The following is a 24,551-nucleotide window of genomic DNA, read 5'->3' as shown; positions in this document are numbered from 1 at the left end:
GGCTGGAGAGTTTTACCAGACCGAGAGCTTAATGAAAATGATTGTCGTTATCAAGCGGACGCGCTCGGCGTCAGACCAGCGGGCGCCCCGTCCTGATTCGGCGGTCGACGTCCCACAGCAGCACGTTGAACGGGAACCGTCGAATGAATCGGGGCAACAGCCGGTTGGCCGTGCGCAAGACCGCCATCAGTCGGTCGAATCGCCGCTGCCTGGCGGCATCCCACGGCAACCGCATCTCGTCGCGAAACCGCTGCGGCAAGAACCCCGTCGTGATCAGCAGCGCGAAGTCGTCCGACATGCGTTGCAGCGGGCCCGGCAGCGCTACCCCGCGCATCCGGCCCGCGGCGATCGGGTACAGGTAGTCGCGCACCGCGTCGTCGATGTGCACCTTGGCCAGCGACTCCTGCCAGTACCGGTCGAAGGCGGCGCGATCCGGCGGCCACATCTCGGGCGGCACCTGCAACGTGGTGGCCAGCGACATACCCTCGCGGTAGTGGCGGTCGGCATCTTCGCCGTCCAGCTCACCGATGAAGATGCGGTAGATATCGACCCCGCCCTTGTACAGACACGCCCCCACCCACAACTGCAAATCCACGTCGAAAGCGTTGTATTGCACCGGGCTTTCGGGCGTGGAGTACACCTCCGCATGGGCCCGGTTCACCGCGCGGCGAAAGGCCTCCTTCTGCGCATCGCTGCCCGCGGTGGCCACCGCGAGGTAGGTGAAGGTGGTGCGCGCTCGTTTGATGGGGTGCAGATCGACCCGGCCACTCTCGACGCGACTCTCCAGCACGCCGTAGCCGACGCCGGGCCGCGCCAGTTGCATGATCACGTTCGCCGGGCCGGCCAGCAGCGCCACGCCCATCAAACCCTCGTCGATCCCCAGCGACCGGACGCGCCGCCGCCGCCGCGGACGGGGCGGATCGGCGATCGCCCGCTCAACGTGGCGCTGGTGGACATGCATTGCCAAGGTGAACCTCCCGCGGCCGCCGCCGAGCCAAATGTGAGAACGCTTGTTTCCTGATATTGTCCCCACGCCGCGCCGATGTCAAGATCGTCTTCATGAGCGAGAGCGCACGGCCCTACCGCGGGGTGAAGGCCGCCGAACGGCTTGCGGCTCGCCGCGGCCGGCTATTGGCCGCCGGCCTGGACCTGCTGGGGGCGGAGCGGCAGGACGTCTCGGCTCTGACCGTGCGCGGCGTGTGCCGCCGGGCGGGCCTGGCCGCGCGGTACTTCTACGAAAGCTTCGCGGACAAGGACGAATTCGTCGGCCACGTCTTCGATTGGGTCGTCGCCGATCTGGCCGCCACCACGCAGGCCGCGGTCGCGGCGGTACCCGTGCACGAGCAGACGCGAGCGGGGATGGCCAACATCGTGCGGACTATCGCCGGTGATGCCCGCGTCGGGCGCCTGCTGTTCAGCACCCAGCTCGCCGATCCCGTGATCGTGCGCAAGCGCGCCGAGTCCACCGCGCTGTTCGCCATGCTGCTGGGCCAGCACGCCGGCGATGCCGAGCGGATGCCGGCAAACGACCGCATGAAGGCGGGGGCGCACTTCGCGGTCGGCGGCGCCGGCCAAACGATCAGCGCCTGGCTGGCCGGCGACGTCCGGCTCGAACCGGACCAGCTGGTCGATCAGCTGGCCTCGCTGCTCGACCGCCTCGCCGACCCAAACCTGTACGGCCTCAGGGAAACAGCGGCAGCTGCCACAGTCGCATCCCGGGCTTCAGCAGCCAAAAGCGCATCATCGTAAGCCGCACGACCCGCAGCGCGCCGGTGATCAAAAGGACCGCCACCGGCACCTCGATCCCCAGCGCCGTGATCACCGACAGCCGCAGGTCGTTGGGTCCGGCGGTCAATAGGTCGAACCATGCGTCGCAGATCAGCAACACGCCGGCGGTGAACGCGGCAAGCACCAGCAGCTGGCGACGCAGGTATCCCAGCACGGCCGTGGCCGCCATGAACACGACCAGCAAGATATCGAAACCGACCCAGGTGACGGGCCAGTTGTGCGCGACGTAGTTCTCCGGCAGCGTCATCGAGAGGTAGACGAGCCAGGGGATCATGGCGATCGAACCACCGATCATGACGCCCAACCGGATACGCCGAATCCGGCTGATCAACTCCGGGTCAATCAACTCGCTCAAGGGTTGCTCAAGACGGGAGATCAGCTCCCGCCGCTGTGCGGGCGTCAACGCCGCGATCTGTTCGTCGGTCAAAACCCCGTCGGTAATCATGGGCGTCCCCCGGGTTGCGCACGGTCTTGCCAGTCAGCCTACGGCCTGGACCCGAGGTCGCCGGTCGGCCGCCGTCTTCGGCACCGCCTGAGCGTCGCCGTCGGTGAATTCCTTTACCCAGCAAGCGAATTCCAGCGTGATGCCGTCGGGATCCTGAAAGTAGAACGAGCGCACGTACACGCCGGGATGCACCGTCGCCGACACCTGCATCTCACTCTCGTCGTGGTTGAGCACCGGGCCCACACGCACGCCCTTGTCCTTGAGTCGTTGCCGGTAGGCGTCGAACTTCTCGGCCGGCACATGAAACGCCAGGTGGTTCATCGTGCTCACCGCGCTGGTGATGTCGCCGATGCCCGGGATGGCGCCCGGCGACGAGATGCCGGGCACCCGGTCGGCCGCGTCGGCGAACCAGAAAAAGGCGACGCAGTCGCCGTTGCCGGCGTCGAAGAAGAAGTGCTGCCCCTGACCACCCGGCAGATCGAGCGATTTGATCAGCGGCATGCCCAGGACGTTGCTGTAGAAGTCCACGGTGCGTGCCATGTCGGAGCACACCAGCGCGACGTGATTGATTCCGCCGAGCTCGAATTCCGTGTTGGTGTTGTGCGGCTTGATCATCTTGCGGCTCCCAATCGAGGTGCAGGCCCTGGCCAAGATTCAGATCTGAATCTAACATCAGATTCAGTTTTGCTCCAGGGAGGTGTGCCACGTGTTGACCGCGGCAGAGCCCAATCGCCGGCCAGGCCAGTCCCCCGACTTCCCGACGCACCGGGGCCGCCGCACCCAAGCGGCGATCGACGCGGCCGCCCGAACGGTCATCGCGCGCAAGGGCATTCTGGCCACGACCATCGCCGACATCGCGACGGAGGCGGGCCGTTCGGCGGCCTCGTTCTACAACTACTACGACTCCAAAGAGGCGATGGTCCGGCAGTGGGCCCTGCGCTTCCGCGACGAGGCCAACCAGCGTGCGCTGACGGTGACCCGGCACGGCCTGTCGCATCGCGAGCGGGCGTACGAGGCCGCCGCCGCGCACTGGCACACCTACCGCCACCGGCTGGCCGAGATGATCGGCGTGTCCCAGCTGGCGATGGTCAACGACGACTTCGCCCAGTACTGGTCCGAAATATGTGCGATACCAATCTCTTTCATCACCGAGACGGTGCGTCGGGCCCAGGCCGAGGGATACTGCGCGGAAGACGACCCGCGGCTCATCGCCGAGGCGATCGTGGCGATGTTCAACCAGTTCTGCTACATCCAGCTCAGTGGGGCACGCTCCGGCGAGCCCGACGATCGGGCCTGCATCCAGACGCTTGCCAACATCTACTACCGGGCCATCTACTCCCCAGGAGAGCCGCTGAAGTGACTCGTCATACTCCTGCAGCTGGCGTTATCCGTGAGTTCGTCGGGCTGCCGTCTCCCACCGCGGGACGCGCCGGCGCGGGTGGCCATCCGTGCCAGGGCCTGTACCACCGCGCGGTCGGGCGCAAGCCGAAGGTGGCGATGATCGCCACGCATTACCAGATCGACTTCTCCGAGCACTATCTCGCCGACTACATCGCGACCCGCGGCGTCGGGTTTCTCGGCTGGAACACCAGATTCCGGGGTTTCGAAAGCAGCTTTCTGCTCGACCACGCCCTGGTCGACATCGGCGTCGGGGTCCGCTGGCTGCGCGAAGTCCAGGGCGTGGATACCGTTGTGCTGCTGGGCAATTCCGGCGGCGGCTCCTTGATGGCCGCGTATCAGTCCCAGGCCGTCGAACCCAACGTGACCCCGCTCGAGGGGATGCGTCCGGCGGCCGGGCTGGGCGAGTTGATTCCCGCCGACGGCTACGTGGCCACCGCCGCCCATCCCGGGCGCCCCGAGGTGCTGACGGCGTGGATGGACGCCGCCGTCGTCGACGAGAACGATCCCGTCGCCACCGATCCCGAGCTCGACCTGTTCGACGAGGCGAACGGTCCGCCGTACTCGCCGGAGTTCCTGGCCCGCTATCGTGCGGCACAGACCGCGCGCAACCATGCCATTACCGACTGGGCCGAGATGGAACTCAAACGCGTTCGCGCCGCGGGGTTTTCCGATCGACCGTTCACCGTCATGCGAACCTGGGCCGATCCCCGCATGGTCGATCCGAGCATCGAGCCCACCAAGCGTCAGCCGAATCTGTGTTACGCGGGCATCCCGGCCAAGGCCAACCGCTCCGCACACGGCATCGCCGCGGCCTGCACGCTGCGCAACTGGCTGGGCATGTGGAGTCTGCGGGTCGCGCAAACCCGCGCCGAGCCGCATCTGGCCCGCATCTCCTGCCCGGCCCTGGTGATCAACGCCGACGCCGACACCGGCGTCTTTCCATCGGATGCCCAGCGCATCTACGACGGGCTCGCCGCCACCGACAAGACCCAATGCTCGATCGACACCGACCACTACTTCAGCACCCCGGGCGCGCGCACCGAGCAGGCCGATACCATCGCCAAGTGGATATCCAAGCGGTGGCGCTAAGAATCTCGTGAGGATACTGGCCCATTTTGTCCCCGGCGACAAGGTCCTTAATTTTGTTGCGCCCGAAGCGGATTGGCTGGACATTCGTTGGTGTGCCGACGATGACGACACCGCCTTCTACCGGGAGCTGCCGGACGCGCAGGTGATCTGGCATGTGCTGCGGCCCCTGTCGGGCGCCGACCTGCGGCGCGCGCCACGCCTGCGGTTGGTGCACAAACTCGGCGCCGGAGTCAACACCATCGACGTGGAAACCGCGACGAAATGCGGTATCGCAGTGGCCAATATGCCCGGTGCTAACGCACCGTCGGTGGCCGAGGGCACGGTGTTGCTGATGCTGGCCGCCTTGCGCAGGCTCCCGACGCTGGATCGTGCGGTGCGCCGCGGTTGCGGCTGGCCGGCCGATCCCGAGCTCGGCGAGACGGTACGCGATATCGGCGGCTGCACCGTCGGCCTGGTCGGCTACGGCAACATCGCCAAGCGTGTCGGCGACATCGTCACCGCCATGGGCGCCACCGTGCTGCACACCAGCACCCGCGACGACGGGCGGCCCGGTTGGCGGCGGCTGCCCGAATTGCTGGCGGCCAGCGACATCGTCTCGCTGCACCTACCGTTGCGCGCCGACACCGTCCATCTGCTCGACCGGGACGCGCTGGCCCGGATGAAACCGGATGCGGTACTGGTCAACACGTCACGCGGAGCCGTCGTCGACGAAGACGCGCTCGTCGACGCGCTGCGCGGCGGCCGGCTGGCCGCGGCGGGCCTGGACGTTTTCGACGCCGAGCCGGTCGCCCCCGACAATCCCCTGCTGGGCCTGGACAATGTAGTGCTGACGCCGCACGTCACCTGGTACACGGCCGACACCATGCGGCGGTATCTGGTCGAGGCCGTTGCCAACTGCCGCCGGCTGCGCGACGGGCTTCCGTTGGCCAATGTGGTCAACCAACCCACCGGTTGTTAGCTTGGAAGGCGCTGGCCGAAACACAGAGTGTGGGAAGGCGACCAATGCCGATCGCGATAACTCCTGAGCATCAAGACCTGGCCGATTCGGTGCGATCCCTGGTGGCGCGCGTCGCGCCGTCGGAGGTGCTGCACGCGGCCATGGAAACACCCATCGAGAACCCGCCGCCCTACTGGCGCGCGGCGGCCGAACAGGGCCTGCAGGGGGTTCATCTGACGGAGTCCGTCGGCGGACAGGGATTCGGCATCCTCGAGCTGGCCATCGTGCTCGCCGAGTTCGGCTACGGTGCGGTACCCGGACCGTTCGCGCCGTCGGCGATCGCCAGCGCGCTGATCGCCGCGCACGACCCGGAGGCAAAGGTGCTCGCCGACCTCGCGTCCGGCACGGCCATCGCCGCCTACGCGCTGGATTCCGGCCTGACCGCCACCAGGCAGGGTGACGCGCTGGTGATCCGCGGTGAAGCGCACGCCGTGCCCGCGGCGGCGCAGGCATCGGTGCTGGTGCTTCCGGTGGCGATCGACAGCGGTGACGAGTGGGTGGTGCTGCGCGCCGACCAGCTGGAAATCGAGCCGGTGAAAAGCGTTGACCCACTGCGCCCGATCGCGCATGTGCGGGCCAACGCTGTCGAGGTCGGCGATGACACGGTGTTGAGCAGCCTGACCATGGCGACCGCGCACGCGCTGATGACCACGCTGCTGTCCGCGGAGGCGATCGGCGTGGCGCGCTGGGCCACGGACACCGCCTCGCAATACGCCAAGATCCGCGAACAGTTCGGCAGGCCGATCGGCCAGTTCCAGGCCATCAAGCACAAGTGCGCGGAGATGATCGCCGACACCGAGCGAGCGACCGCCGCGGTGTGGGATGCCGCGCGCGCCATCGACGAGGCTAGCCAAATGATTGGGACACAGCAGGTTCCGGAGTCGAGTTCGCCGCCGCCGTGGCGGCGACGCTGGCTCCGGCGGCCGCCCTGCGCTGCACACAGGACTGCATCCAGGTGCACGGGGGCATCGGGTTCACCTGGGAGCACGACACGAACGTGTACTACCGCCGGGCGGTGATCCTCGCCGCGTCGTTCGGACGCCGATCGGAGTACCCGCAAAGGGTGGTCGATACCGCGACCACCACGGGGATGCGTGCCGTGGACATCGACCTGGACCCCGATACCGAAAAGCTGCGGTCCGAAATCCGGGCCGAGGTGGCGGCGCTCAAGGCGATGGACCGCGAGCCCCGCAAGGTCGCGATCGCCGAGGGCGGGTGGGTGCTGCCCTACCTGCCCAAACCGTGGGGCCGGGCGTCGAGCCCGGTCGAGCAGATCATCATCGCCCAGGAGTTCACCACCGGACGGGTCAAACGGCCGCAGGTCGGCATCGCCGCCTGGATCATTCCGTCGATCGTCGCGTTCGGAACCGAAGAGCAGAAACAACGCTTCCTGCCACCCACCTTCCGCGCCGAAATGGTCTGGTGCCAACTGTTTTCCGAGCCGGGCGCCGGGTCGGATCTGGCCGGGTTGACCACCAAGGCGACGCGGGCCGACGGCGGGTGGCGCATCACCGGGCAGAAGATCTGGACCACCTACGCGCAGTACTCGCACTGGGGCGCGCTGCTGGCGCGGACGGATCCGTCGGCGCCGAAGCACAACGGCATCACGTACTTCCTGCTCGACATGAAAAGCGAAGGTGTCACCGTCAAGCCGCTGCGCGAGCTCACCGGCAACGCGATGTTCAACACCGTCTACATCGACGACGTGTTCGTCCCGGACGAGTGCGTGCTCGGTGACGTCAACCGGGGCTGGGAGGTCAGCCGCAACACTCTGACGGCGGAGCGGGTATCGATCGGCAGCAGCGACGCGAATTTCCTTGCCACCCTGCCGGAATTCGTCGAGTTCGTCCGCGACGGCCAGTTCGACCAGATCGCGCAACACCGGGCCGGGCAATTGATCGCCGAAGGTCACGCCGCCAAGGTGCTAAACCTCCGCTCGACGCTGTTGACGCTGGCCGGCGGCGACGCCATGCCGTCGGCGGCGATCTCAAAGCTGCTGTCGATGCGCACCGGCCAGGGCTACGCCGAATTCGCGGTGTCCTCCTTCGGCACAGACGCCGCGATCGGCGACCCCGACCAGTTGGCGGGCAAGTGGGACGAGTACCTCCTGGCCAGCCGCGCCACGACCATTTACGGGGGCACGTCGGAGGTGCAACTCAACATCATCGCCGAGCGGCTCCTGGGCCTGCCCCGCGACCCGTAAAAAGAATCCATGCCGACCCGAGGCCGGTCTCGGGTCGGCATGGATGCCTTTGGGTGGGGGGTCATGCCGGCCTCGCGGTGGTAGGCCGGCATGACGTTCCCCCCTCAGCGCGGGCGGGTCAACCTAAACGCTCGGCAGGACAAGGCTGACCGCGCCACACGAAGCTAGCGGCTTGGCTCACCACCACCAGTTCCACCAGTGCTCAGCGGGCCCCCACCAGTGCCCGGGAGCCCAGAAGCCGCGACCTGGCGGGATGTTGCCCCAACCGTTGCCGGGGTGACCCCACCATCCGACATCGGGACCGTGCCAAACCGGGCCGGGAACCCAACCGGGGCCTTTACCCCAACCGGGACCAGGTCCGTGACCCCAACCGGGGCCGGGGCCAGGACCATGGCCTCCGCCGCCATGGCCACCTCCGCCCCCGCCGGGGCGGTCCGGGATCACGCCGGGACTAAGGGGTGCGCCGCCATGCGGCCCGACGGTGTCGAAGCTCGTCGCTGGAGTGGGCGCTGGCGCGGCTTGCGCCGCGGGAACGCCGCCGACGAGCATGGCTCCGGCGAGCGCGCCGGCGCCTACCGCGCTTGCGGCGGCGTTACGCATGGATCGCAGTGAAATCATTTTTCCGACCTCCCTCCACGATCCGTCCAATCTGATACGTAACAAGACTACCCCAGAAATTCTCAGGCAAACAACAGTTAATTAACACATTCGTGGAAGGATATGCCTGGACGACGTATTTGAGGACATCTCGAAATACTGAGATCAGTAGATTTCTTTCGACATAAGACTAGGTAAAGGACCATCTACTGAGGTACTGAGGTACTTATTTCCGACTTTACGTGACTCATGAATTGCGTAGTCGATCAATTGCGGCAGGTACGCCGACGAGAATCACATAGCAAATTCTAAAATTACATTGTGCGGTGAATGCGGCAGCGGCCCCCCGGCCGGCCGGCGGCGTCTGTGGCTCGCGGCGCGACTCGGGGCGACTTTAGTGACAGAATCGGTAGCAGACACCTACTGATTTACTGACTTGTACCCCCACGAAGGGACGGCCGCCGCAGTGAGCTTCAACCCCAGCCGCACACCGGGCACGCCGCCCGATGACGCGACGACGACCGAGCGCCTCACGAGCTTCCGGCAACCGCGTGCCCCACGAATCGGCCCAACCCCTCAGTCACGCGACACCGCCGACCGACCGATCCGCCTCCAGCGGACGCGGCGAACCGTGGATCTACCGGCGGCCACCCACCGGGCGCTCGACATTTGGCAAAGGGACGCGGCCGACCGCATCGGGGTCGCGAGGGTAACCGGACAAGAGGTCCTCACCGCGCTGATCGACCGGCTGCTGGCAGATCCCAAACTCGGGGCCGAGATCACCCGCGCCATCCAAGATCGGCGCTAGTCGATCTCCATCTCGCGCAGCTCGCGCTTGAGCACCTTGCCCGTCGGGTTGCGCGGCAGCTCGTCGAGGAAGACAACCTCCCGCGGCACCTTGTAGCGGGCCAGGTGGTCGCGCACGTAGTGCTTGACGGTGTCCTCGTCGAGGTCGGCGTCCTCCTTCTTGACCACGAAGGCGCGCAACCGGTGACCCCAGTCCTTGTCCTCGACCCCGATGGCCGTCGCCTCCACGACGTCCGGATGCCCGCTGATCAGATCCTCCACCTCAGCCGGGAAGACGTTCTCACCACCAGAGACGATCATCTCGTCGTCGCGACCGCTGACGTACAGCAGGCCGTGCTCGTCGAAGTAGCCGACATCGCCGGACGACATCAGGCCGTCGATGATCTGCTTGTGGCCGCCACCGGTGTAGCCCTCGAACGGGAACGCGTTGCCAACGAAGATCCGCCCGACTTCGCCCTGCGGCTTCTCCTTGCCGTTGTCGTCGAGGATCTTGACCTTGACGCCCTTGACCACCGGTCCGACCGTCGCCGCATTCTTTTCCAGGTCCTTGGGACCGGCGATCGTGGCGAACGCGATTTCGGTCGAGCCGTACATGTTGTAGATGACCGGGCCGAAGTCTTTGAGGGCCCGGCTGGCCAGCTCGGCGCCCAGCTGCGACCCGGAGATGAAGATGATCTTCAGGCTGGACAGATCGGGCTTCTTGTCCATCTTCTCGATCGCGTCCAGCAGTCGCGACAGCATCACCGGCACCACGACCATCGCGGTCGCCTTGTGCTTCTCGATGTCCTCCAGCACCAGCGGCGGCTTGAACTTGCGCCGCAGCACCAGCGTCGACCCGAGGAACATCGCGATGGTGCCGTGCAGAAAACCCAGTGCGTGGAACATCGGCGCCGGCAGCGAGGTCACCTCGCCGGCCTTGAACGGAACGTGCGACAGGATGCCGCCGATTGGCGCCAGCGTCGGCGGGGTGCTGCGGTTCGCGCCCTTGGGCGTGCCGGTGGTTCCGCTGGTCAGGATGATGATCGACGCGTGCTTGGACGCCTTCGGGGCGGGTGACTTGTCGCCGCGCTCGATCAGGTCGGCCAGCGTCTCGTCCTTGCTGCCCGACGGTTCGTCGGCGTCGGGGTTGGAACCGAGGGCGCGCAGGAAGCCCAGTTCCGGCTCCGCCTTGCTGACGGCCTTGGTGTACTCGTCGTCGTAGATGATCAGCTTGGCGCCCTCGCGCTCCGACACCTCCTTGATCTGCGGGCCGGAGAACTCGCTGTTGAGCAGGATGATGCGGGCCCCGACCCGGGCGGCACCGAAGTAGGCGATCAGGAACCAGCGGGTGTTGCGGGCCAGGATGGCGACGCCGTCGCCGCCCTTGATCCCCTTCTCAAGCAGCCCGTTGGCCACCGCGTGCGCGGCCTCGTCGAGCTCGCGGTAGGTGAATTCGCCCTCCTCGTCGATGCAGGCCGCGCGGTCGGGATGACGCCTGGCGTTGAGCGAGGGCAGCATGCCGAACTCGCCCCACTTGTAGATATCCGCGGCCATCGCGGCGTAGTTCTGCGGTGGCTCGATCCGGAAGGCACCGGATTCGAAGATCTTGCGCACGTAATGCAGTTCGGCCGAGCCCCGCTCGAGGTACTGCTGGATCTTGGAGACCGCCTGGCCGGGCAGGCCGATGAGGTTAGGCATGACTTCACCCTATGTGACGCAGGTCGCAATGGGCCGGGAAAATTTTCCCGGAATTACCATGAACCCCATGACCGCTCCGGTGTCACTGGACGTGGCCGGGCGCGAGGTCACCATTACTCATCCGGGCAAAGTGGTCTTCCCCGGCGGCGACGGCGTGGGCGGCTACACGAAGCTGGACCTGGTCCGCTACTACCTTTCCGTCGCCGACGGGGCGCTGCGCGGCGTCGCCGGCCGACCGATGATTCTGAAACGCTTCGTCAAGGGGATATCGCAAGAGGCGGTGTTCCAGAAGCGTGCGCCCAAGAACAGGCCCGACTGGGTGGACGTCGCCGAGCTGCGCTACGCGTCGGGCACCTCCGCCGAGGAGGCCGTCATCCACGACCCGGCCGGGCTGGCGTGGGTGATCAATCTGGGCTGCGTGGACCTCAACCCGCATCCGGTGCAAGCCATCGACCTCGATCACCCCGACGAATTGCGGGTCGACCTGGACCCGATGCCCGGGGTGCCCTGGCAGCGGATCGTCGACGTCGCGCTGGTGGCCCGCGAGGTGCTGGAGGACTACGGCCTGACGGCGTGGCCGAAGACGTCCGGGTCGCGCGGCTTTCACATCTACGCGCGCATCGCGCCCCGCTGGGGCTTCCGTCAGGTGCGGCTGGCCGCGCAGACCGTGGCCCGCGAGGTGGAGCGGCGGGCGCCCGAGGCGGCGACGAGCCGCTGGTGGAAGGAGGAGCGCGAGGGCGTCTTCGTCGACTTCAACCAGAACGCCAAGGACCGCACGGTCGCGTCGGCCTACTCCGTGCGGGCCACCGCCGATGCCCGGGTGTCGACGCCACTGCATTGGGACGAGGTCGCCAACTGCAAGCCCGAGGCGTTCACCATCGCCACCGTGCCGGACCGGTTAGCCGACCTGGGTGATCCGTGGGCGGGCATGGACGACGCCGTTGGCGACCTGGATCGGCTGCTGATGCTGGCCGAGGAGCTGGGGCCCGCGGAGCGCGCACCGAAGGGATCGGGATCGCGCGGCGACGGCAGGCGTCAGTCCTCGAAGCCGCTCATCGAGATCGCCCGCACCAAAACCCGGGACGAGGCGATGGCCGCGCTGGACACCTGGCGCGGCCGCTACCCCGCCGTCGCCGACCGGCTACACCCGGCCGACGTTCTGGTCGACGGGATGCGCGGGCCGAGCTCGATCTGGTACCGGATCCGGATCAACCTGCAGCACGTGCCGGTCGACCAGCGCCCGCCGCAGGAAGAGCTGATCGCCGACTACTCCCCTTGGGAGGGCTACACGCCGCCGGCTTCCAGACGGGGCGTCGCGGATGCGGGACGATCGCCGCATGCAGGTGACTGAGCCGCCCCTGGCTCTGCGGGAGCGCAAGAAAGTGATCAGCCGCCGAATCGGCCGGCCCGCAAGCGATTTCGAGGTCTGTTCGTCGGTGCGGTGACCGGCGCCATGATGGCCGCCTTCGACAATGCGCCGCTGACGGCCGAAACGGTCTATCGGGCCACGGACTTCGCGGATGCCGGCATGCCGCTGGGCTGAGCGGCGAAACCGCGCGGCGACGCAGGTGAGAGGGCGAAACGCGATACTCTCACGCGATGGAGAATCGGCGAGGATTCTTGCGGCTCGCCGGGGCCGCCGCGGCGGTCGGGGTGGCCGCCGTCTCGCCGGGTTGCACGTCACCCAAGCCGGCGCCGGGTTCCGCTCCCCGCGGATCGGTGACGGTCAGTCACCTGTTCGGCCAGACCGTCGTCAAAGAGCCACCCAAGCGCGTCGTCAGCGCCGGCTACACCGAACAAGACGACCTGCTCGCGGTGGGCGTGGTGCCCATCGCGGTCACCAATTGGTTCGGCGACCAACCGTTCGCCGTGTGGCCGTGGGCCCAGCCCAAACTCGGCGCCGCGCATCCGGTGGTGCTCAACCTCGACAACGGGATTCCGGTCGACCAGATCGCCGGGCTGAAGCCCGATTTGATCGTGGCCGTCAACGCCGGAGTGGACGCCGACACCTATCAGAAGCTGTCGGCGATCGCCCCGACCATCGCGCAATCGGACGGCGACGCGTTCTTCGAGCCGTGGAAGGAGCAGGCCACCGCGATTGGGCAGGCGGTGTTCCAGGCCGACCAGATGAGGTCATTGATCGACGCCGTCGACAAACAGTTCGTCGCGGTCGCCCAGAAGAATCCGCAGTGGCAGGCCAAGAAGGCATTGTTGATGCAGGGCACGCTTTTTCAGGGCACGGTGGTCGCGACCACGGCGGGCTGGCGCACGGACTTCCTCAACCAGATGGGCCTCGTGATCGCCGACAGCATCAAACCGTTCGACACCGATCATCGCGCCGTCATCCCGCGCGACCAGATCAAGACGGTGCTCAATTCCGCGGACGTGGTGATATGGACGACCGAGAGTCCGGACGACCAAAAGGCGATACTCGCCGACCCCGACGTGGCGGCCTCGCAGGCGACCGCGCAGAGCCGCCACATTTTCACCACCAAGGACCAGGCCGGGGCGATCGCGTTTTCCTCGCCGCTGAGCTACCCGTTGGTCGCCGACCAACTGCCCCCGCAGATCAGCAAGATCCTGGGTTAGATTCCACTGTTTGAGCGTTTGCTAAGGCACCTCTGGCAGTGCTCGAAAATCCCCGGGCATTCCCTCGACCTGCCCGGATTCCGAGGTTACCGTCGAGTAATGAGCGTGACTGACCTCAGCAGCGGCCTATCCCGGGGCCTGCCGACGGAGCTGGTCGGCAACACCGTACTCGACTACGGCGACCGAGCTCTGATGGTGCAATGTGGCAGCACCGCAGAGGTATTGGCGTGGGCCGACGCGTTGCGCGGCGCGGCGCTGCCCGGCGTGGTCGACATCGTCCCGGCCGCGCGCACCGTGCTGGTGAAGCTCGACGGCCCGCGCAACCAAGGGATCATCCGGCGGCGCTTGCGCAAAATGCCGGTCACCGCCACCGAGACCGCCCCCGCGGATCGCCGCGCCGACGTGGTGATCGACGTCGTCTACGACGGCCCGGACCTCGCGGACGTCGCCAGCCACACCGGGCTGTCCACCGCACAGGTGATCAACGCCCACACCTCCACGCTCTGGCGGGTCGGATTCAGTGGATTCGCACCGGGTTTCGCGTACCTGGTGGACGGCGATCCACGCCTGCGGGTGCCGCGCCGCTCCGAGCCGCGGACCTCGGTGCCGGCCGGGTCAGTCGCCCTTGCCGGCGAATTCAGCGCGATATATCCACGCCAGTCGCCCGGCGGCTGGCAACTGATCGGCCACACCGACGCGGTGCTGTGGGACCTCGAGCGGCCCAATCCGGCGTTGCTGACGCAGGGCATGTGGGTCCAGTTCCGCGCGGCATGACCAGGGAGGGCGCCGTGACAAATCCAGACATCCAGCTCGAAATCCTGCGCACCGGACCACTCGCCGTCGTCCAGGACCTCGGCCGCGCCGGGTTGGCCCACCTCGGCGTCGGACGCTCCGGGGCCGCCGACCGCCGCTCGCACAGACTGGCCAACCGGCTGGTCGCCAACCCCGACGACCGCGCCACCGTGGAGGTGACGTTCGGGGGATTCTGCGCCCGGGTCCGCGGCGGCGACGTCGACATCGCGGTGACGGGAGCCGACACTAACCCCACCGTCGACGGAATCACGTTCGGCACCAACAGCATTCAGCATGTCCGCGACGGCCAAGTGATCTCCCTTGGCGCCCCGCGAGCGGGACTGCGGACCTATCTGGCCGTGCGCGGCGGCATCTGTGTCGAGCCGGTGCTGGGCTCGCGCAGCTATGACGTGATGTCCGCGATCGGCCCGTCGCCCCTCGCGGCTGGAGACCGGCTGCCGATCGGCGAGCACACCGACGACTACCCCGAACTTGACCAGGCGCCCGTGGCGGCCATTACCCGGCATCTGGTGGAACTGCAGGTGGTGCCCGGGCCGCGCGACGACTGGTTCGCCGATCCCGACGCACTGGTGCATACGATCTGGATGGCCTCGGACCGCAGCGACCGGGTGGGCATGCGCTTGGAGGGCCGCCCGCTGCAATATCGCTACCCGGATCGCCAGCTGCCCAGCGAGGGCGCGACTCGTGGCGCAATTCAGGTGCCGCCCAACGGTTTACCGGTGATCCTGGGACCCGATCACCCGGTCACCGGCGGGTACCCCGTCGTCGGCGTGGTGATCGATGAGGATGTCGACAAGGTCGCCCAGGTGCGGCCCGGCCAATACGTGCGCTTCCACTGGGCACGGCCCCGCATTCCGGTTGGTGCCGGGGCGCACGCGAACGCGGTGGGCTTGCAGTTCTCGTAGTACACAGCTATCGACAAGGCTGGTAGACAAGGGGTGTGACCGCCCAGGTCCACACCGCTCGCCTGGTCCATACCGCCGATCTCGACGTCGAGACTCGGCGAGACGTCTGCCAGATGGTCACCACCGCCTTCGCCGGCGACTTCACCGAAAACGATTGGGAGCACGCACTGGGCGGCATGCACGCCCTGATCTGGCGGCACGGCGCGATCATCGCGCACGCCGCGGTGGTCCAGCGCCGATTGCTCTACCGCGGAACCGCGCTGCGCTGCGGCTACGTCGAGGGCGTCGCGGTGCGGGAGGACTGCCGCGGGCAGGGCCTGGTGCACGCGCTGCTGGACGGCGTCGAGCAAGTGGTGCGCGGGGCGTACCAAGTGGGGGCTCTCAGTTCGTCGACCCGGGCGCGCGGGCTCTACGCTGCACGCGGCTGGTTGCCGTGGCGCGGCCCCACGTCGGTACTGGCCCCGACCGGCCCGACCCGCACGCCCGAGGACGACGAGACGATATTCGTGCTGCCGGTGGGAATCAGTCTGGACACCTCCGCGGACCTGATGTGCGATTGGCGCGCGGGAGACGTGTGGTAAGTGCTATGGGGCGAAAGCCCGTATAGCACACAATGTATTGAACCTCACACCGGATTCCACAGCGGAGCCGCGTCATAGAACATTCGCGAATCCGGTTGTCCTTCAGCGATTTACCAGACAACTGGGATTCAACTGACAGGCGATTTCGGCGGAATCGAGTTGACGGCTTTCGGTCGCGAATGTGAGCATCGAAACCTGCGGCGCAAGACGCGGCCGCCTTACCGCGCCAACCCAAATCCCGTCCACGAAAGGCGAATACCGCATGGGCCGCAGCCACCGCATCACGGACTGGGATCCCGAAGACACCGCGGCCTGGGAGGCGGGCGAGAACAAAATCGCCCGCCGCAATCTGTTGTGCACGATGGCGGGCGACCACGCCGCGTTTTCCATCTGGTCGCTCTGGTCGGTGATGGCGCTGTTCATGCCCGCATCCGTCTATGGCTTTTCCGCGGGCGACAAGCTGCTGCTCGGTGCGGTTGCAACACTGGTCGGAGGCTGCGCTCGCATCCCGTACACCCTGGGCATCGCGGCCTTTGGTGGCCGCAACTGGACGACCTTTTCGGCCCTCGTGCTGCTGATCCCCACCGTCGGCACCATCGTGCTGCTGGCCAATCCCGGCCTGCCGCTGTGGCCCTATGTCGTGTGCGCCGCGCTGACCGGACTGGGTGGCGGCAACTACGCGGCCTCGCTGGCCAACGTCAACGCCTTCTACCCCCAGCGCCTCAAGGGCGCCGCTCTGGCGATCAACGCCGGCGTCGGCAACCTCGGCGTCGCCGTGATCCAACTGGTCGGCCTGCTGGTGCTCGCCACGGCCGGTCACCAAGCGCCGTACATCGTGTGCGCGGTCTATCTGGTACTGCTCGCGATCGTCGGCATCGCGGCCGCGCTGTGGATGGACAACCTCGACCACGGCATCGAGGTCCACACGATGCGCTCGGTCCTCTTCGAACGCGACACGTATGTGATCTCGCTGCTCTACATCTGCACCTTCGGCTCCTGGATCGGGTTCGCCTTCGCCTTCGGCCAGGTGCTGCAGGTCAACTTCGTGGCCGGCGGCGAAAGCGCCGCGCAGGCATCGCTGCGCGCCGCGCAGATCGCTTTCGTCGGACCGCTGCTGGGATCGCTGGCGCGGATCTACGGCGGGAGGCTGGCCGACCGGCTCGGCGGCAGCCGCGTCACCCTCGGCGTCCTCGCCGGCATGATCCTGGGCGCCGGGTTGCTGGTCACCATCAGCACGCTCGACGACCGCGGTGGCCGCGGCGGTCCGTTCGCGATGTTCGGCTACGTCATCGGCTTCGTCGTGCTGTTCATCCTGTCGGGCATGGGTAACGGCTCGGTGTTCAAGATGATCCCGTCGGTCTTCGAGGCGCGCAGCCGCTCGCTCGACGCCAGCGAGGCGCAACGCCGGCACTGGTCGCGCGCGATGTCAGGATCGTTGATCGGCTGGTGCGCCGCGGTCGGCGCTCTCGGCGGCGTCGGGATCAACTTGGCGCTGCGCGAGTCCTACCTGCGCAGCGGCACCGAAACGTCGGCATACTGGTTGTTCCTCGCGTCCTATGTGGTGGCCGCGATCCTGACGTGGACCACGTATGTTCGCCGGCCGGTCACCGCGCAAAGCGTCGCAGGACCGGCGCTCGACACCGAGCCGGCTCGGGTGTGATCGTGGTCGCAACGAGGGCAATGCGTCAGCAATTGTGCGGTAACGCGGCGGAAACGTCCTAGGCATACACAGTTGATATGGCCCAGCAGTCCTCTGCGCCACTAATCGGTTATCGGATCGCGGTGACTTCCGCGCGCCGCGCCGAGGAGCTGTCCGCGCTACTGCGCCGCAACGGCGCCGAGGTCTTCAGCGCGCCCGCGATCAACATGATCGCGCTGCCCGATGACGATGAATTGCACGGCAACACCGAGGCGTTGATCGCCAAGCCACCCGACATTCTCGTCGCGCATACCGGCATCGGCATGCGGGGCTGGCTGGCCGCTGCCGAGGGGTGGGGGCTGGGCCATCAGCTCGTCGCGGCGCTGGAGTCGGCCCGAATCGTGGCCCGCGGACCGAAGGCGACCGGCGCGCTGCGCGCCGCCGGGCTGCACGAGGAATGGTCGCCGAAATCCGAATCCTCCACCGAGTTGCTGAAATACCTGCTCGAAACCGATGTCTCCGGTATGCGGGTGGCGGTCCAACTCCACGGCGCCGCCGACGCCTGGGATCCGTTCCCGGAATTCGTCGGCGGATTGCGTTCGGCGGGTGCGGAAGTGGTGCCCATCCGGGTGTACCGGTGGAAATCGACACCGCTGGGCGGTGAGTTCGACCAGCTGGTCACCGAGCTCGCGCGACGGCAATTCGACGCCGTCGCCTTCACGTCCGCACCGGCCGCGGCGGCGGTTCTGGAACGCAGCCGCGACTTGGACATCGAGGACCAACTGCTGAAGGCGCTGCGCACCGGCGTGCACGCTATGTGCGTGGGCCCGGTGACCTCCCAGCCGCTGATCCGGCAGGGCGTCCCGACGTCGTCCCCCGAGCGAATGCGTTTGGGGGCCTTGGCCCGCCACATCGCCGAAGAGCTGCCCCTGCTGGGCGCGTGCAACGTGAAGGCCGCCGGTCACCGCGTCGACATCCGGGGCACCTGCGCTCTGGTGGACGGTTCGGTCAAATCGCTGTCGGGGTCCGGGATGGCGATCCTTCGCGCGCTGGCGCGACGGCCCGGTGACGTCGTCGCCCGAGATGACCTGCTGCGGGTGCTGCCCGGCAACAGCAACGACCCGCACGCCGTCGACACGGCGGTGCTGCGGCTGCGGACGGCCTTGGGCGACAGGAACATCGTCGCGACGGTGGTCAAGCGCGGCTACCGGCTGGCCGTCGACGAACGGGCGGGGTGGTCATGAACCTGATACTGACCGCGCATGGCACCCGCGCCCCGGGGGGCGTCGCAATGATCGGAGACCTTGCGGCGCAAGTGAGTACGCTGCTGGACCGGACGGTGCAGGTGGCATTCGTCGACGTGTTGGGGCCCACGCCCAGCGAGGTGCTGTCGCAGGCCTCAGATGGGCAGTGCGAGCGCCGCGCCATTGTGGTCCCGACGTTCTTGTCTCGCGGATATCACGTCCGCACCGATCTGCCCGCCCACGTAGCGGCCAGCGGACATTCGAACGTCATCGTCACCCCGGCACTGGGTCCGAGCGGCGAGATCGCACGGATAGTCTTCTACCAATTGATGCAATCGGGTTGGCGCCCCGGCGATTCGGTGATCCTCGGTGCGGCCGGCACCTCCGATCACCGGGCGCGCGCGGACCTGCACACCACCGCGACGTTGTTGTCGGCGCTCACCGGATCACGGGTGAGCCTGGGCTTCGCGGCCGCCGGCGGTCCCTATGTGCACGAAGCGGTCGAGCACGCTCGCCGCGACGGCGCCCGCCGGGTCGCGGTTGCCTCCTACCTGTTGGCCGACGGGCTGTTTCAGCAACGGCTGCGCGATTGCGGCGCCGACATCGTCAGCCGACCGCTCGGCACCCATCCGGGCCTGGCGCGGTTGATCGCAAACCGATTCCGTAGGGCCGTGCCGCACCCGACCCAGCGGCCGCGCCTGAGGTCGAAACCCGTGGAGCACAAAGCCTTGCACGCAAGGCGCGCCGAGGCTCGCAACGCTTGATCTTTGCTCGCGGACGGGTGATCCTGGCACCATGTCCCGTCGCGAAGAGCCATCGCGTGGGCTCCTTGACCCGGTCGCCAAGATGCTGCGTTTGCCGTTCGGCACACCGGAGTTCATCGATCGAATAGTCACCGGCGGCGCCAATCAGGTGGGCCGGCGAACGCTGCACATGTTGATCACCACGTGGGATGCCGCCGGCGGCGGCCCCTTCGCTGCGAGTGCGGTCGCGTCGACCGGCATGGCCAAGACCGCCGAGATCGTCCAAGGCATGTTCATCGGCCCGGTTTTCGGACCGCTGCTGAAAATTCTGGGCGCCGACAAGGTCGCCGTGCGGGCGTCGCTGTGCGCCTCTCAGCTGGTCGGCCTGGGCATCCTGCGCTACGGCGTCCGATCCGAGCCGCTGCACTCGATGTCGGTGGACGCGCTCGTCGACGCGATCGGGCCGACGATGCAGCGCTACCTGGTCGGGGATATCGACTAGCCGCGATTACGTGTCGACGCGCGCGATCTCGATGAGGCGATCGGTCGTGACGCGCACCGGGTACACCGGAACCGAGACCTCCGGGTCGTCCAGGCAAATGCCGTCGTCGAGCGCGAAAGCCTGCTTGAGGATGGGGGATTGGACGGTGGCGCGGCCGCCGCGGTCCCCGACGATGCCGCGCGAGATCACCGCCGCGCCGGAGAACGGGTCGACGTTTCCGACCGCGTGCACCGATCCGTCGTCCAGCCGGAAGAGCGCCACCTGCGAGCCGTCGTCGAGCAGCACGCCGACACCGCGACCCGGAATGAGGTGGTCGTAGGCGCAGGCGATGGTCCACACCTGAATGTCGTTGAGAAGTGTCATGATTCCTCCCTCGTCACCCGCGGACCCGCGGCATCCCAATAGGCACAGGTACTTTGCGACCGGCACGCTCGGTGAACGCCACCGTCGAGTCGACGGCATCCGGGGCGTTGACGAAGGACACGAACCGCGACATCTTGTCCGGGTCCTCCAGCACGCCCTTCCATTCGCACTTGTAGTTCTGCACGTGTCGCGCCATCGCGGCCTCGAATTCCTCGGCCAGGCCCAGCGAGTCGTCGCAGACGACCTCGCGCACGTGATCGAGCCCGCCTTCGAGCGATTCGACCCAGGGCGCGGTGCGCTGCAGCCGGTCGGCGGTGCGGATGTAGTACATCAAGAACCGGTCGATGTAGCGGACCAGCGTCTCGGTGTCGAGGTCGCTGGCCAGCAGCTGCGCATGCCTGGGAGTCATGCCGCCGTTGCCGGCGACGTAGAGGTTCCACCCCTGCTCGGTCGCGATGACGCCGACGTCCTTGCTGCGCGCCTCGGCACACTCCCGCGCGCAACCCGAGACGCCGAGCTTGATCTTGTGCGGTGCCCGCAGACCCCGGTAGCGCAGCTCGAGGTCGATGGCCAGCTGCACCGAGTCCTGCTGCCCGTAACGGCACCAGTCGCTGCCCACGCAACTCTTCACCGTGCGCAACGCCTTCCCGTAGGCATGGCCGGATTCCATGCCGCCGTCGACCAATCGCTTCCAGATCTGCGGCAGCTGATCCACCCGGGCGCCGAACAAATCGATGCGCTGCCCGCCGGTGATCTTGGTGTAGAGCCCGAAGTCCTGGGCGATCTGCCCGATCAGGATCAGATGCTCGGGCTTGATGTCGCCGCCGGGGACCCGCGGCACCACCGAGTAGCTGCCGTTCTTCTGAATGTTGGCCAGGAAGTGGTCGTTGGAATCCTGCAGCGATGCTTGCTCGCCGTCGAGGATGTGGTCGGAGCCGGTCGAAGCGAGGATGGATGCGACCGCGGGCTTGCAGATGTCGCAACCCTTTCCGCGGCCGAAGCGCTCCAGCAGGCCCGAGAAGGTCCTGATCTCGGTGGCGGAAATGATCTCGAAGAGTTCGGCCCGCGACTGGCTGAAGTGTTCGCACAGCGCCTTGGACTGTTCCACGCCCTCGGCTTCCAACAGCTGCTTGAGCAGCGGCACGCACGACCCGCACGAGGTGCCGGCGGCGGTGCACGACTTCAGCGAGGGAACATCGGCGCAGCCGTCCGCGATCGCGCACTTCAGATCGCCCTTGGTGACGTTGTTGCACGAGCAGATCTGCGCCGCGTCCGGAAGCGCCCCAACCCCCAAAGCCGAAGCGCCCCCGGCGGATTGCGCCGGCGCGATCAGCGCGAGCGGATCACCGGGCAGCTCGCTGCCGACCATCGGCCGCAGCACCCCGTACGACGAGGCATCGCCCACCAGCACCCCACCCAGCAGGGTCTTGGCATCGTCGGAGAGCACCAGCTTGGCGTACGTCTGGTTCACCGCGTCGTTGATGGCGACCTCGAGGCAATTCTCGGTCGTACCCATCGCGTCCCCGAAGCTGGCGACGTCGACACCCAGCAGCTTGAGCTTCGTCGACAGGTCCGCATCGGGAAACTCCGCGGCGCCGTCCAGCAGCCGGTCCACCACAACCTCGGCGGAGGTGTAGCCGGGGCCCACCAGGCCGTAGCAGCGCCCCTCGATCGCGGCGACCTCACCGATGGCGTATATGTTGGGATCGCTTGTACGACAAGATAAATCGGTCATTACGCCGCCCCGGTCGGCGATCGTCAGCCCGGCCGCCCGGGCCAACTCGTCGCGCGGCCGGATGCCGGCCGCGAAAATCACCAGGCCAGCATCGATGACGTCGCCGTCGCTCAGGCGTACCCGCACGGAGGTCGAGCCGTCCGGATGCTGGATGTTTTCGATCGAGTCGGTGCCCGTGCCGACGTGCACCGCGATCCCGAGCTCGGTGATCATCCGGGCCAGCAGCGCGCCACCGGCCTCGTCGATTTGTTGCGCCATCAGTCGCGGCATCATCTCGATGACGTGTGTCTGCAACCCGAACTGGCGCAGCGCATTTGCGGCCTCGAGTCCCAGCAGGCCGCCGCCGATCACAACGCCCGCCAGGTTGTGAGCGCTGTCACGGGCGCGCTCGGCGCCGGCGCGGATGGCGTCGAGGTCGTCGAGAGTGCGGTAGACGTGGCACGCGGGCAGGTCGTGACCCGGCACCGGCGGCACGAAGGCGAACGAGCCGGTGGCCAGCACCAAGGCGTCGTAGCTGTGCCGTTGGCCGTCCGCGGTGATCACCGACTTTGTCGCGCGGTCGATTTCGGTGACGCGGGTGTTCAGCAACAGGCGCACCCGCTCGTCGCCGGCGTAGTCGTTACCGGGCAGGGCCAGCAGGGCGCGGTCCCAGCTTTCGGTGTACGAAGTCAGGCCGACACGGTCGTAGGCCGCATCGCCCTCCTCGGCCAAAACCGTAACCCGCCAAGACCCGTCGGTGTCGCGGGCGCGGAGCGCCTCGACGAAACGGTGCCCCACCATGCCGTGCCCGACCACGATGATGTGGCGGGCGGCACAGTGTGCGGACGGAGTTCCGGCGGAAGCCATGCCAAGAGAGTAGAAGCGAGAAATTAAGGAAACGTCGCCCAATGTGACACTCGTATGACGGCCACCTCACCACCTCACACGGGCGGCTGTGAATGTGTTCTCGCACGGCGAACGGCCAGGTGGAACTTTAGCGTCGTCGACTCATGTTTGTACTAGTAGCCGGCCGGCAAGGCGCCGGTCACAGCAAACTCACAACAGAGCTCAAGGAGACGGACATGAGTAACCTCGCATTGTGGTCGCGACCGGCCTGGGACACCGACCGGTGGCTGCGCGACTTTTTCGGTCCCGCCGCGACGGCGGACTGGTTTAAGCCGGTAACCATTGGGTTTACGCCCGCCGCGGAGATCGTCAAGGAGGGCGACGACGCGGTGGTGCGCCTGGAACTGCCCGGCGTCGACGTCGACAAGGACGTCAACGTCGAGGTGGAGAATGGCCGCCTGGTTATCCATGGCGAACACCGTGACGAGCGCTCCGAGGAGGAGAACGGTCGCACTTTGCGTGAGATTCGTTACGGTTCGTTCCGCCGGTCGTTCCAGCTGCCCGGCCACGTCACCAGCGAGGCCGTCGCGGCTTCCTACGACGCCGGCGTGCTGACGGTCCGGGTCACCGGCGCGTACGCGGGGGCCCAGGCACAGCGCATCGCGATCAGTAAGTAATTCGGGAAATCAAGAGTGAATCCGGTGGGGCCGCAACGGCTTCGCCGGATTCATTGCATTCGGCCAATACCAAAACCTTTGACCGACAACGATTCCCGTTTCTGCGGTCAACTCCAGCGGGCGAGCAGCTCGCGCGCCCTGCCGGCGAGTGCGGCCTGCAGGAACGGGCCGAAGCTGATCCGGCCGACGCCCAGCGGGCCGAACGACGCCGGGTCATCCTGATCGGGCAGCGCGATCGCGTTGATCGGCAGCGGCAACTCGGTGGCCAAGCGCCGCAACGTCTCCGGGTCGTGCCGCCCCACCGGGTAGAGCACATCGGCGCCCGCGGCGGCGGCCTCGGTCAGCCGCGCCACGGCCCTGTCGACGCGGTCGGCGTCGTCGCCGTCCCTGCGCAGGAAGAGATCGGTGCGGGCGTTGATCACGACATGGACCCCGGCCGCGTCGGCGGCCGACCGCAGCGCGCCCACCAGTTCGGCGTGTTCGGCGGCCGACCGCAACCGCTTGCCCTCGGAGTGCACGGTGTCCTCGATGTTCAGCCCGACGGCGCCCACGCTGAGCAGGCCCTCGATCAGGCGCCCGGCCGGCTGGCCGTAGCCCGACTCGATGTCCACCGATACCGGGGCGTCGACGGCCGCGGTGATCTGGGCGACCCGGGTCAGGACGTCGTCGAACGACATGCCCTCGCCGTCCGGTTTGCCGATCGAATCCGCAAGCGGATGGCTGCCGACGGTCAGCGCGACGAATCCCGCGTCCGTGGCGAGGCGTGCGGACCAGGCATCCCACACGGTCGGAAGGATGACCGGGTTGCCCGGCCGATGCAGTTCGAGCAGCGCGCCGGCGCGCCGCGCCAGTGCGGTCTGACCTGTCATGGTGTTTGCCCCCTAGGGCGTGCGGGGTGACCTGCCTCACGTGCGGTCGGCGGGGTGGATAG

At 67.4% G+C, this 24,551-nt stretch carries 23 protein-coding genes and 2 pseudogenes; 18 read left to right on the top strand and 7 right to left on the bottom strand.

The window, feature by feature from the left end; translation table 11 throughout:
- Positions 1-70 precede the first annotated feature (70 nt).
- Positions 71-961, bottom strand: a complete 891-nt coding sequence (locus A5744_RS03295) for an oxygenase MpaB family protein (RefSeq protein WP_076058324.1) — start codon at positions 959-961, stop codon at positions 71-73.
- 98 nt (positions 962-1,059) lie between these two features.
- On the opposite strand from A5744_RS03295, the gene A5744_RS03290 reads away from it, so the two are divergent.
- A complete protein-coding gene (locus tag A5744_RS03290) occupies positions 1,060-1,749 on the top strand; it encodes a TetR/AcrR family transcriptional regulator (protein WP_076058322.1) in 690 nt (229 codons plus the stop codon).
- On the opposite strand, the gene A5744_RS03285 is transcribed toward A5744_RS03290, so the two are convergent.
- Complete coding sequence (locus tag A5744_RS03285; protein WP_076058378.1) at positions 1,682-2,230, bottom strand: hypothetical protein; 549 nt, start codon at positions 2,228-2,230, stop codon at positions 1,682-1,684. The genes A5744_RS03290 and A5744_RS03285 overlap by 68 nt on opposite strands.
- Positions 2,231-2,266: 36 nt before the next feature.
- Positions 2,267-2,848 carry a VOC family protein gene (locus A5744_RS03280; protein ID WP_076058320.1) on the bottom strand — a complete coding sequence of 194 codons (582 nt, stop codon included), beginning with the start codon at positions 2,846-2,848 and terminating at the stop codon, positions 2,267-2,269.
- 91 nt (positions 2,849-2,939) lie between these two features.
- Between A5744_RS03280 and A5744_RS03275 the strand changes: the two genes are divergently transcribed.
- From A5744_RS03275 to A5744_RS03255, 6 genes and pseudogenes are all read left to right on the top strand, one after another.
- Entirely contained in the window at positions 2,940-3,593 is a 654-nt protein-coding gene (locus A5744_RS03275) for a TetR/AcrR family transcriptional regulator (RefSeq protein WP_076058318.1), read from the top strand.
- A complete protein-coding gene (locus tag A5744_RS03270; protein ID WP_076058315.1) occupies positions 3,590-4,723 on the top strand; it encodes an alpha/beta hydrolase in 1,134 nt (377 codons plus the stop codon). The genes A5744_RS03275 and A5744_RS03270 overlap by 4 nt, the downstream gene beginning before the upstream one ends.
- 7 nt (positions 4,724-4,730) lie before the next feature.
- Entirely contained in the window at positions 4,731-5,681 is a 951-nt protein-coding gene (locus A5744_RS03265; RefSeq protein WP_076058314.1) for a 2-hydroxyacid dehydrogenase, read from the top strand.
- Between the two features lie 44 nt (positions 5,682-5,725).
- A pseudogene (locus tag A5744_RS03260) lies at positions 5,726-7,923 on the top strand (acyl-CoA dehydrogenase).
- A gap of 405 nt (positions 7,924-8,328) precedes the next feature.
- The gene (locus A5744_RS24560; protein ID WP_170874411.1) at positions 8,329-8,535 is read left to right on the top strand and encodes a hypothetical protein; all 207 of its coding nucleotides are present in this window, start codon (positions 8,329-8,331) and stop codon (positions 8,533-8,535) included.
- A gap of 451 nt (positions 8,536-8,986) precedes the next feature.
- The gene (locus A5744_RS03255) at positions 8,987-9,328 is read left to right on the top strand and encodes an ATPase (RefSeq protein WP_076058312.1); all 342 of its coding nucleotides are present in this window, start codon (positions 8,987-8,989) and stop codon (positions 9,326-9,328) included.
- On the opposite strand, the gene fadD2 is transcribed toward A5744_RS03255, so the two are convergent.
- On the bottom strand, positions 9,325-11,004 hold the full coding sequence (gene fadD2 / locus A5744_RS03250; RefSeq protein ID WP_076058310.1) for a long-chain-fatty-acid--CoA ligase FadD2: 1,680 nt from the start codon (positions 11,002-11,004) through the stop codon (positions 9,325-9,327). The genes A5744_RS03255 and fadD2 overlap by 4 nt on opposite strands.
- A 58-nt stretch (positions 11,005-11,062) precedes the next feature.
- On the opposite strand from fadD2, the gene A5744_RS03245 reads away from it, so the two are divergent.
- The 10 genes and pseudogenes from A5744_RS03245 to A5744_RS03205 all read left to right on the top strand — a co-directional run bounded on the left by A5744_RS03245 (position 11,063) and on the right by A5744_RS03205 (position 20,020).
- The gene (locus A5744_RS03245; RefSeq protein ID WP_076058309.1) at positions 11,063-12,355 is read left to right on the top strand and encodes a DNA polymerase domain-containing protein; all 1,293 of its coding nucleotides are present in this window, start codon (positions 11,063-11,065) and stop codon (positions 12,353-12,355) included.
- 28 nt (positions 12,356-12,383) lie between these two features.
- Positions 12,384-12,547 (top strand): annotated as a pseudogene (locus A5744_RS25260) (TetR family transcriptional regulator); the annotation flags it as partial.
- A gap of 56 nt (positions 12,548-12,603) precedes the next feature.
- Positions 12,604-13,593 (top strand): ABC transporter substrate-binding protein, encoded by a 990-nt coding sequence (locus A5744_RS03240; RefSeq protein WP_076058307.1) that lies wholly within the window; start codon positions 12,604-12,606, stop codon positions 13,591-13,593.
- A gap of 99 nt (positions 13,594-13,692) precedes the next feature.
- A complete protein-coding gene (locus tag A5744_RS03235; RefSeq protein ID WP_076058305.1) occupies positions 13,693-14,367 on the top strand; it encodes an allophanate hydrolase subunit 1 in 675 nt (224 codons plus the stop codon).
- A gap of 29 nt (positions 14,368-14,396) precedes the next feature.
- A complete protein-coding gene (locus A5744_RS03230) occupies positions 14,397-15,311 on the top strand; it encodes a 5-oxoprolinase/urea amidolyase family protein (protein ID WP_240562951.1) in 915 nt (304 codons plus the stop codon).
- A 35-nt stretch (positions 15,312-15,346) separates the two neighbouring features.
- Positions 15,347-15,892 carry a GNAT family N-acetyltransferase gene (locus A5744_RS03225; protein WP_076058302.1) on the top strand — a complete coding sequence of 182 codons (546 nt, stop codon included), beginning with the start codon at positions 15,347-15,349 and terminating at the stop codon, positions 15,890-15,892.
- Between the two features lie 262 nt (positions 15,893-16,154).
- Complete coding sequence (locus A5744_RS03220) at positions 16,155-17,552, top strand: nitrate/nitrite transporter (protein ID WP_076058376.1); 1,398 nt, start codon at positions 16,155-16,157, stop codon at positions 17,550-17,552.
- A gap of 77 nt (positions 17,553-17,629) precedes the next feature.
- On the top strand, positions 17,630-18,775 hold the full coding sequence (locus A5744_RS03215; protein WP_076058300.1) for a uroporphyrinogen-III synthase: 1,146 nt from the start codon (positions 17,630-17,632) through the stop codon (positions 18,773-18,775).
- Complete coding sequence (locus A5744_RS03210) at positions 18,772-19,539, top strand: sirohydrochlorin chelatase (protein WP_076058298.1); 768 nt, start codon at positions 18,772-18,774, stop codon at positions 19,537-19,539. Before A5744_RS03215 ends, A5744_RS03210 begins: the two co-directional genes overlap by 4 nt.
- 31 nt (positions 19,540-19,570) lie before the next feature.
- Positions 19,571-20,020: a hypothetical protein gene (locus tag A5744_RS03205; protein WP_076058296.1), complete on the top strand. Its 450-nt coding sequence runs from the start codon at positions 19,571-19,573 to the stop codon at positions 20,018-20,020.
- Between the two features lie 6 nt (positions 20,021-20,026).
- Here A5744_RS03205 and nirD read toward each other — a convergent pair whose 3' ends face one another.
- On the bottom strand, positions 20,027-20,383 hold the full coding sequence (gene nirD, locus A5744_RS03200; RefSeq protein ID WP_076058294.1) for a nitrite reductase small subunit NirD: 357 nt from the start codon (positions 20,381-20,383) through the stop codon (positions 20,027-20,029).
- A gap of 13 nt (positions 20,384-20,396) precedes the next feature.
- Positions 20,397-22,964: a nitrite reductase large subunit NirB gene (gene nirB, locus A5744_RS03195; RefSeq protein ID WP_076058292.1), complete on the bottom strand. Its 2,568-nt coding sequence runs from the start codon at positions 22,962-22,964 to the stop codon at positions 20,397-20,399.
- Between the two features lie 215 nt (positions 22,965-23,179).
- On the opposite strand from nirB, the gene A5744_RS03190 reads away from it, so the two are divergent.
- Entirely contained in the window at positions 23,180-23,620 is a 441-nt protein-coding gene (locus A5744_RS03190; protein WP_076058375.1) for an Hsp20/alpha crystallin family protein, read from the top strand.
- A gap of 107 nt (positions 23,621-23,727) precedes the next feature.
- Here the strand turns inward: A5744_RS03190 and A5744_RS03185 are convergent, their stop codons facing one another.
- Entirely contained in the window at positions 23,728-24,489 is a 762-nt protein-coding gene (locus tag A5744_RS03185) for an isocitrate lyase/phosphoenolpyruvate mutase family protein (protein WP_076058290.1), read from the bottom strand.
- Positions 24,490-24,551 lie beyond the last annotated feature (62 nt).

Origin of the sequence: Mycobacterium sp. IS-1264 (genome assembly GCF_001954195.1) — a bacterium.
Lineage (GTDB): Bacteria > Actinomycetota > Actinomycetes > Mycobacteriales > Mycobacteriaceae > Mycobacterium.
Note: the sequence above shows the minus strand (reverse complement) of the source record. Positions and strands in the feature narration are given on the sequence as shown.

Excerpts from the sequence above, each read along its gene's own strand:
- A5744_RS03295 (WP_076058324.1), bottom strand. The coding sequence starts at position 961 with ATGCATGTCCACCAGCGCCACGTTGAGCGGGCGATCGCCGATCCGCCC.
- A5744_RS03290 (WP_076058322.1), top strand. The coding sequence starts at position 1,060 with ATGAGCGAGAGCGCACGGCCCTACCGCGGGGTGAAGGCCGCCGAACGG.
- A5744_RS03280 (WP_076058320.1), bottom strand. The coding sequence starts at position 2,848 with ATGATCAAGCCGCACAACACCAACACGGAATTCGAGCTCGGCGGAATC.
- A5744_RS24560 (WP_170874411.1), top strand. The coding sequence starts at position 8,329 with ATGGCCACCTCCGCCCCCGCCGGGGCGGTCCGGGATCACGCCGGGACT.
- fadD2 (WP_076058310.1), bottom strand. The coding sequence starts at position 11,004 with ATGCCTAACCTCATCGGCCTGCCCGGCCAGGCGGTCTCCAAGATCCAG.
- A5744_RS03245 (WP_076058309.1), top strand. The coding sequence starts at position 11,063 with ATGAACCCCATGACCGCTCCGGTGTCACTGGACGTGGCCGGGCGCGAG.
- A5744_RS03240 (WP_076058307.1), top strand. The coding sequence starts at position 12,604 with ATGGAGAATCGGCGAGGATTCTTGCGGCTCGCCGGGGCCGCCGCGGCG.
- A5744_RS03235 (WP_076058305.1), top strand. The coding sequence starts at position 13,693 with ATGAGCGTGACTGACCTCAGCAGCGGCCTATCCCGGGGCCTGCCGACG.
- A5744_RS03220 (WP_076058376.1), top strand. The coding sequence starts at position 16,155 with ATGGGCCGCAGCCACCGCATCACGGACTGGGATCCCGAAGACACCGCG.
- A5744_RS03215 (WP_076058300.1), top strand. The coding sequence starts at position 17,630 with ATGGCCCAGCAGTCCTCTGCGCCACTAATCGGTTATCGGATCGCGGTG.
- A5744_RS03210 (WP_076058298.1), top strand. The coding sequence starts at position 18,772 with ATGAACCTGATACTGACCGCGCATGGCACCCGCGCCCCGGGGGGCGTC.
- A5744_RS03205 (WP_076058296.1), top strand. The coding sequence starts at position 19,571 with ATGTCCCGTCGCGAAGAGCCATCGCGTGGGCTCCTTGACCCGGTCGCC.
- nirD (WP_076058294.1), bottom strand. The coding sequence starts at position 20,383 with ATGACACTTCTCAACGACATTCAGGTGTGGACCATCGCCTGCGCCTAC.
- nirB (WP_076058292.1), bottom strand. The coding sequence starts at position 22,964 with ATGGCTTCCGCCGGAACTCCGTCCGCACACTGTGCCGCCCGCCACATC.
- A5744_RS03190 (WP_076058375.1), top strand. The coding sequence starts at position 23,180 with ATGAGTAACCTCGCATTGTGGTCGCGACCGGCCTGGGACACCGACCGG.
- A5744_RS03185 (WP_076058290.1), bottom strand. The coding sequence starts at position 24,489 with ATGACAGGTCAGACCGCACTGGCGCGGCGCGCCGGCGCGCTGCTCGAA.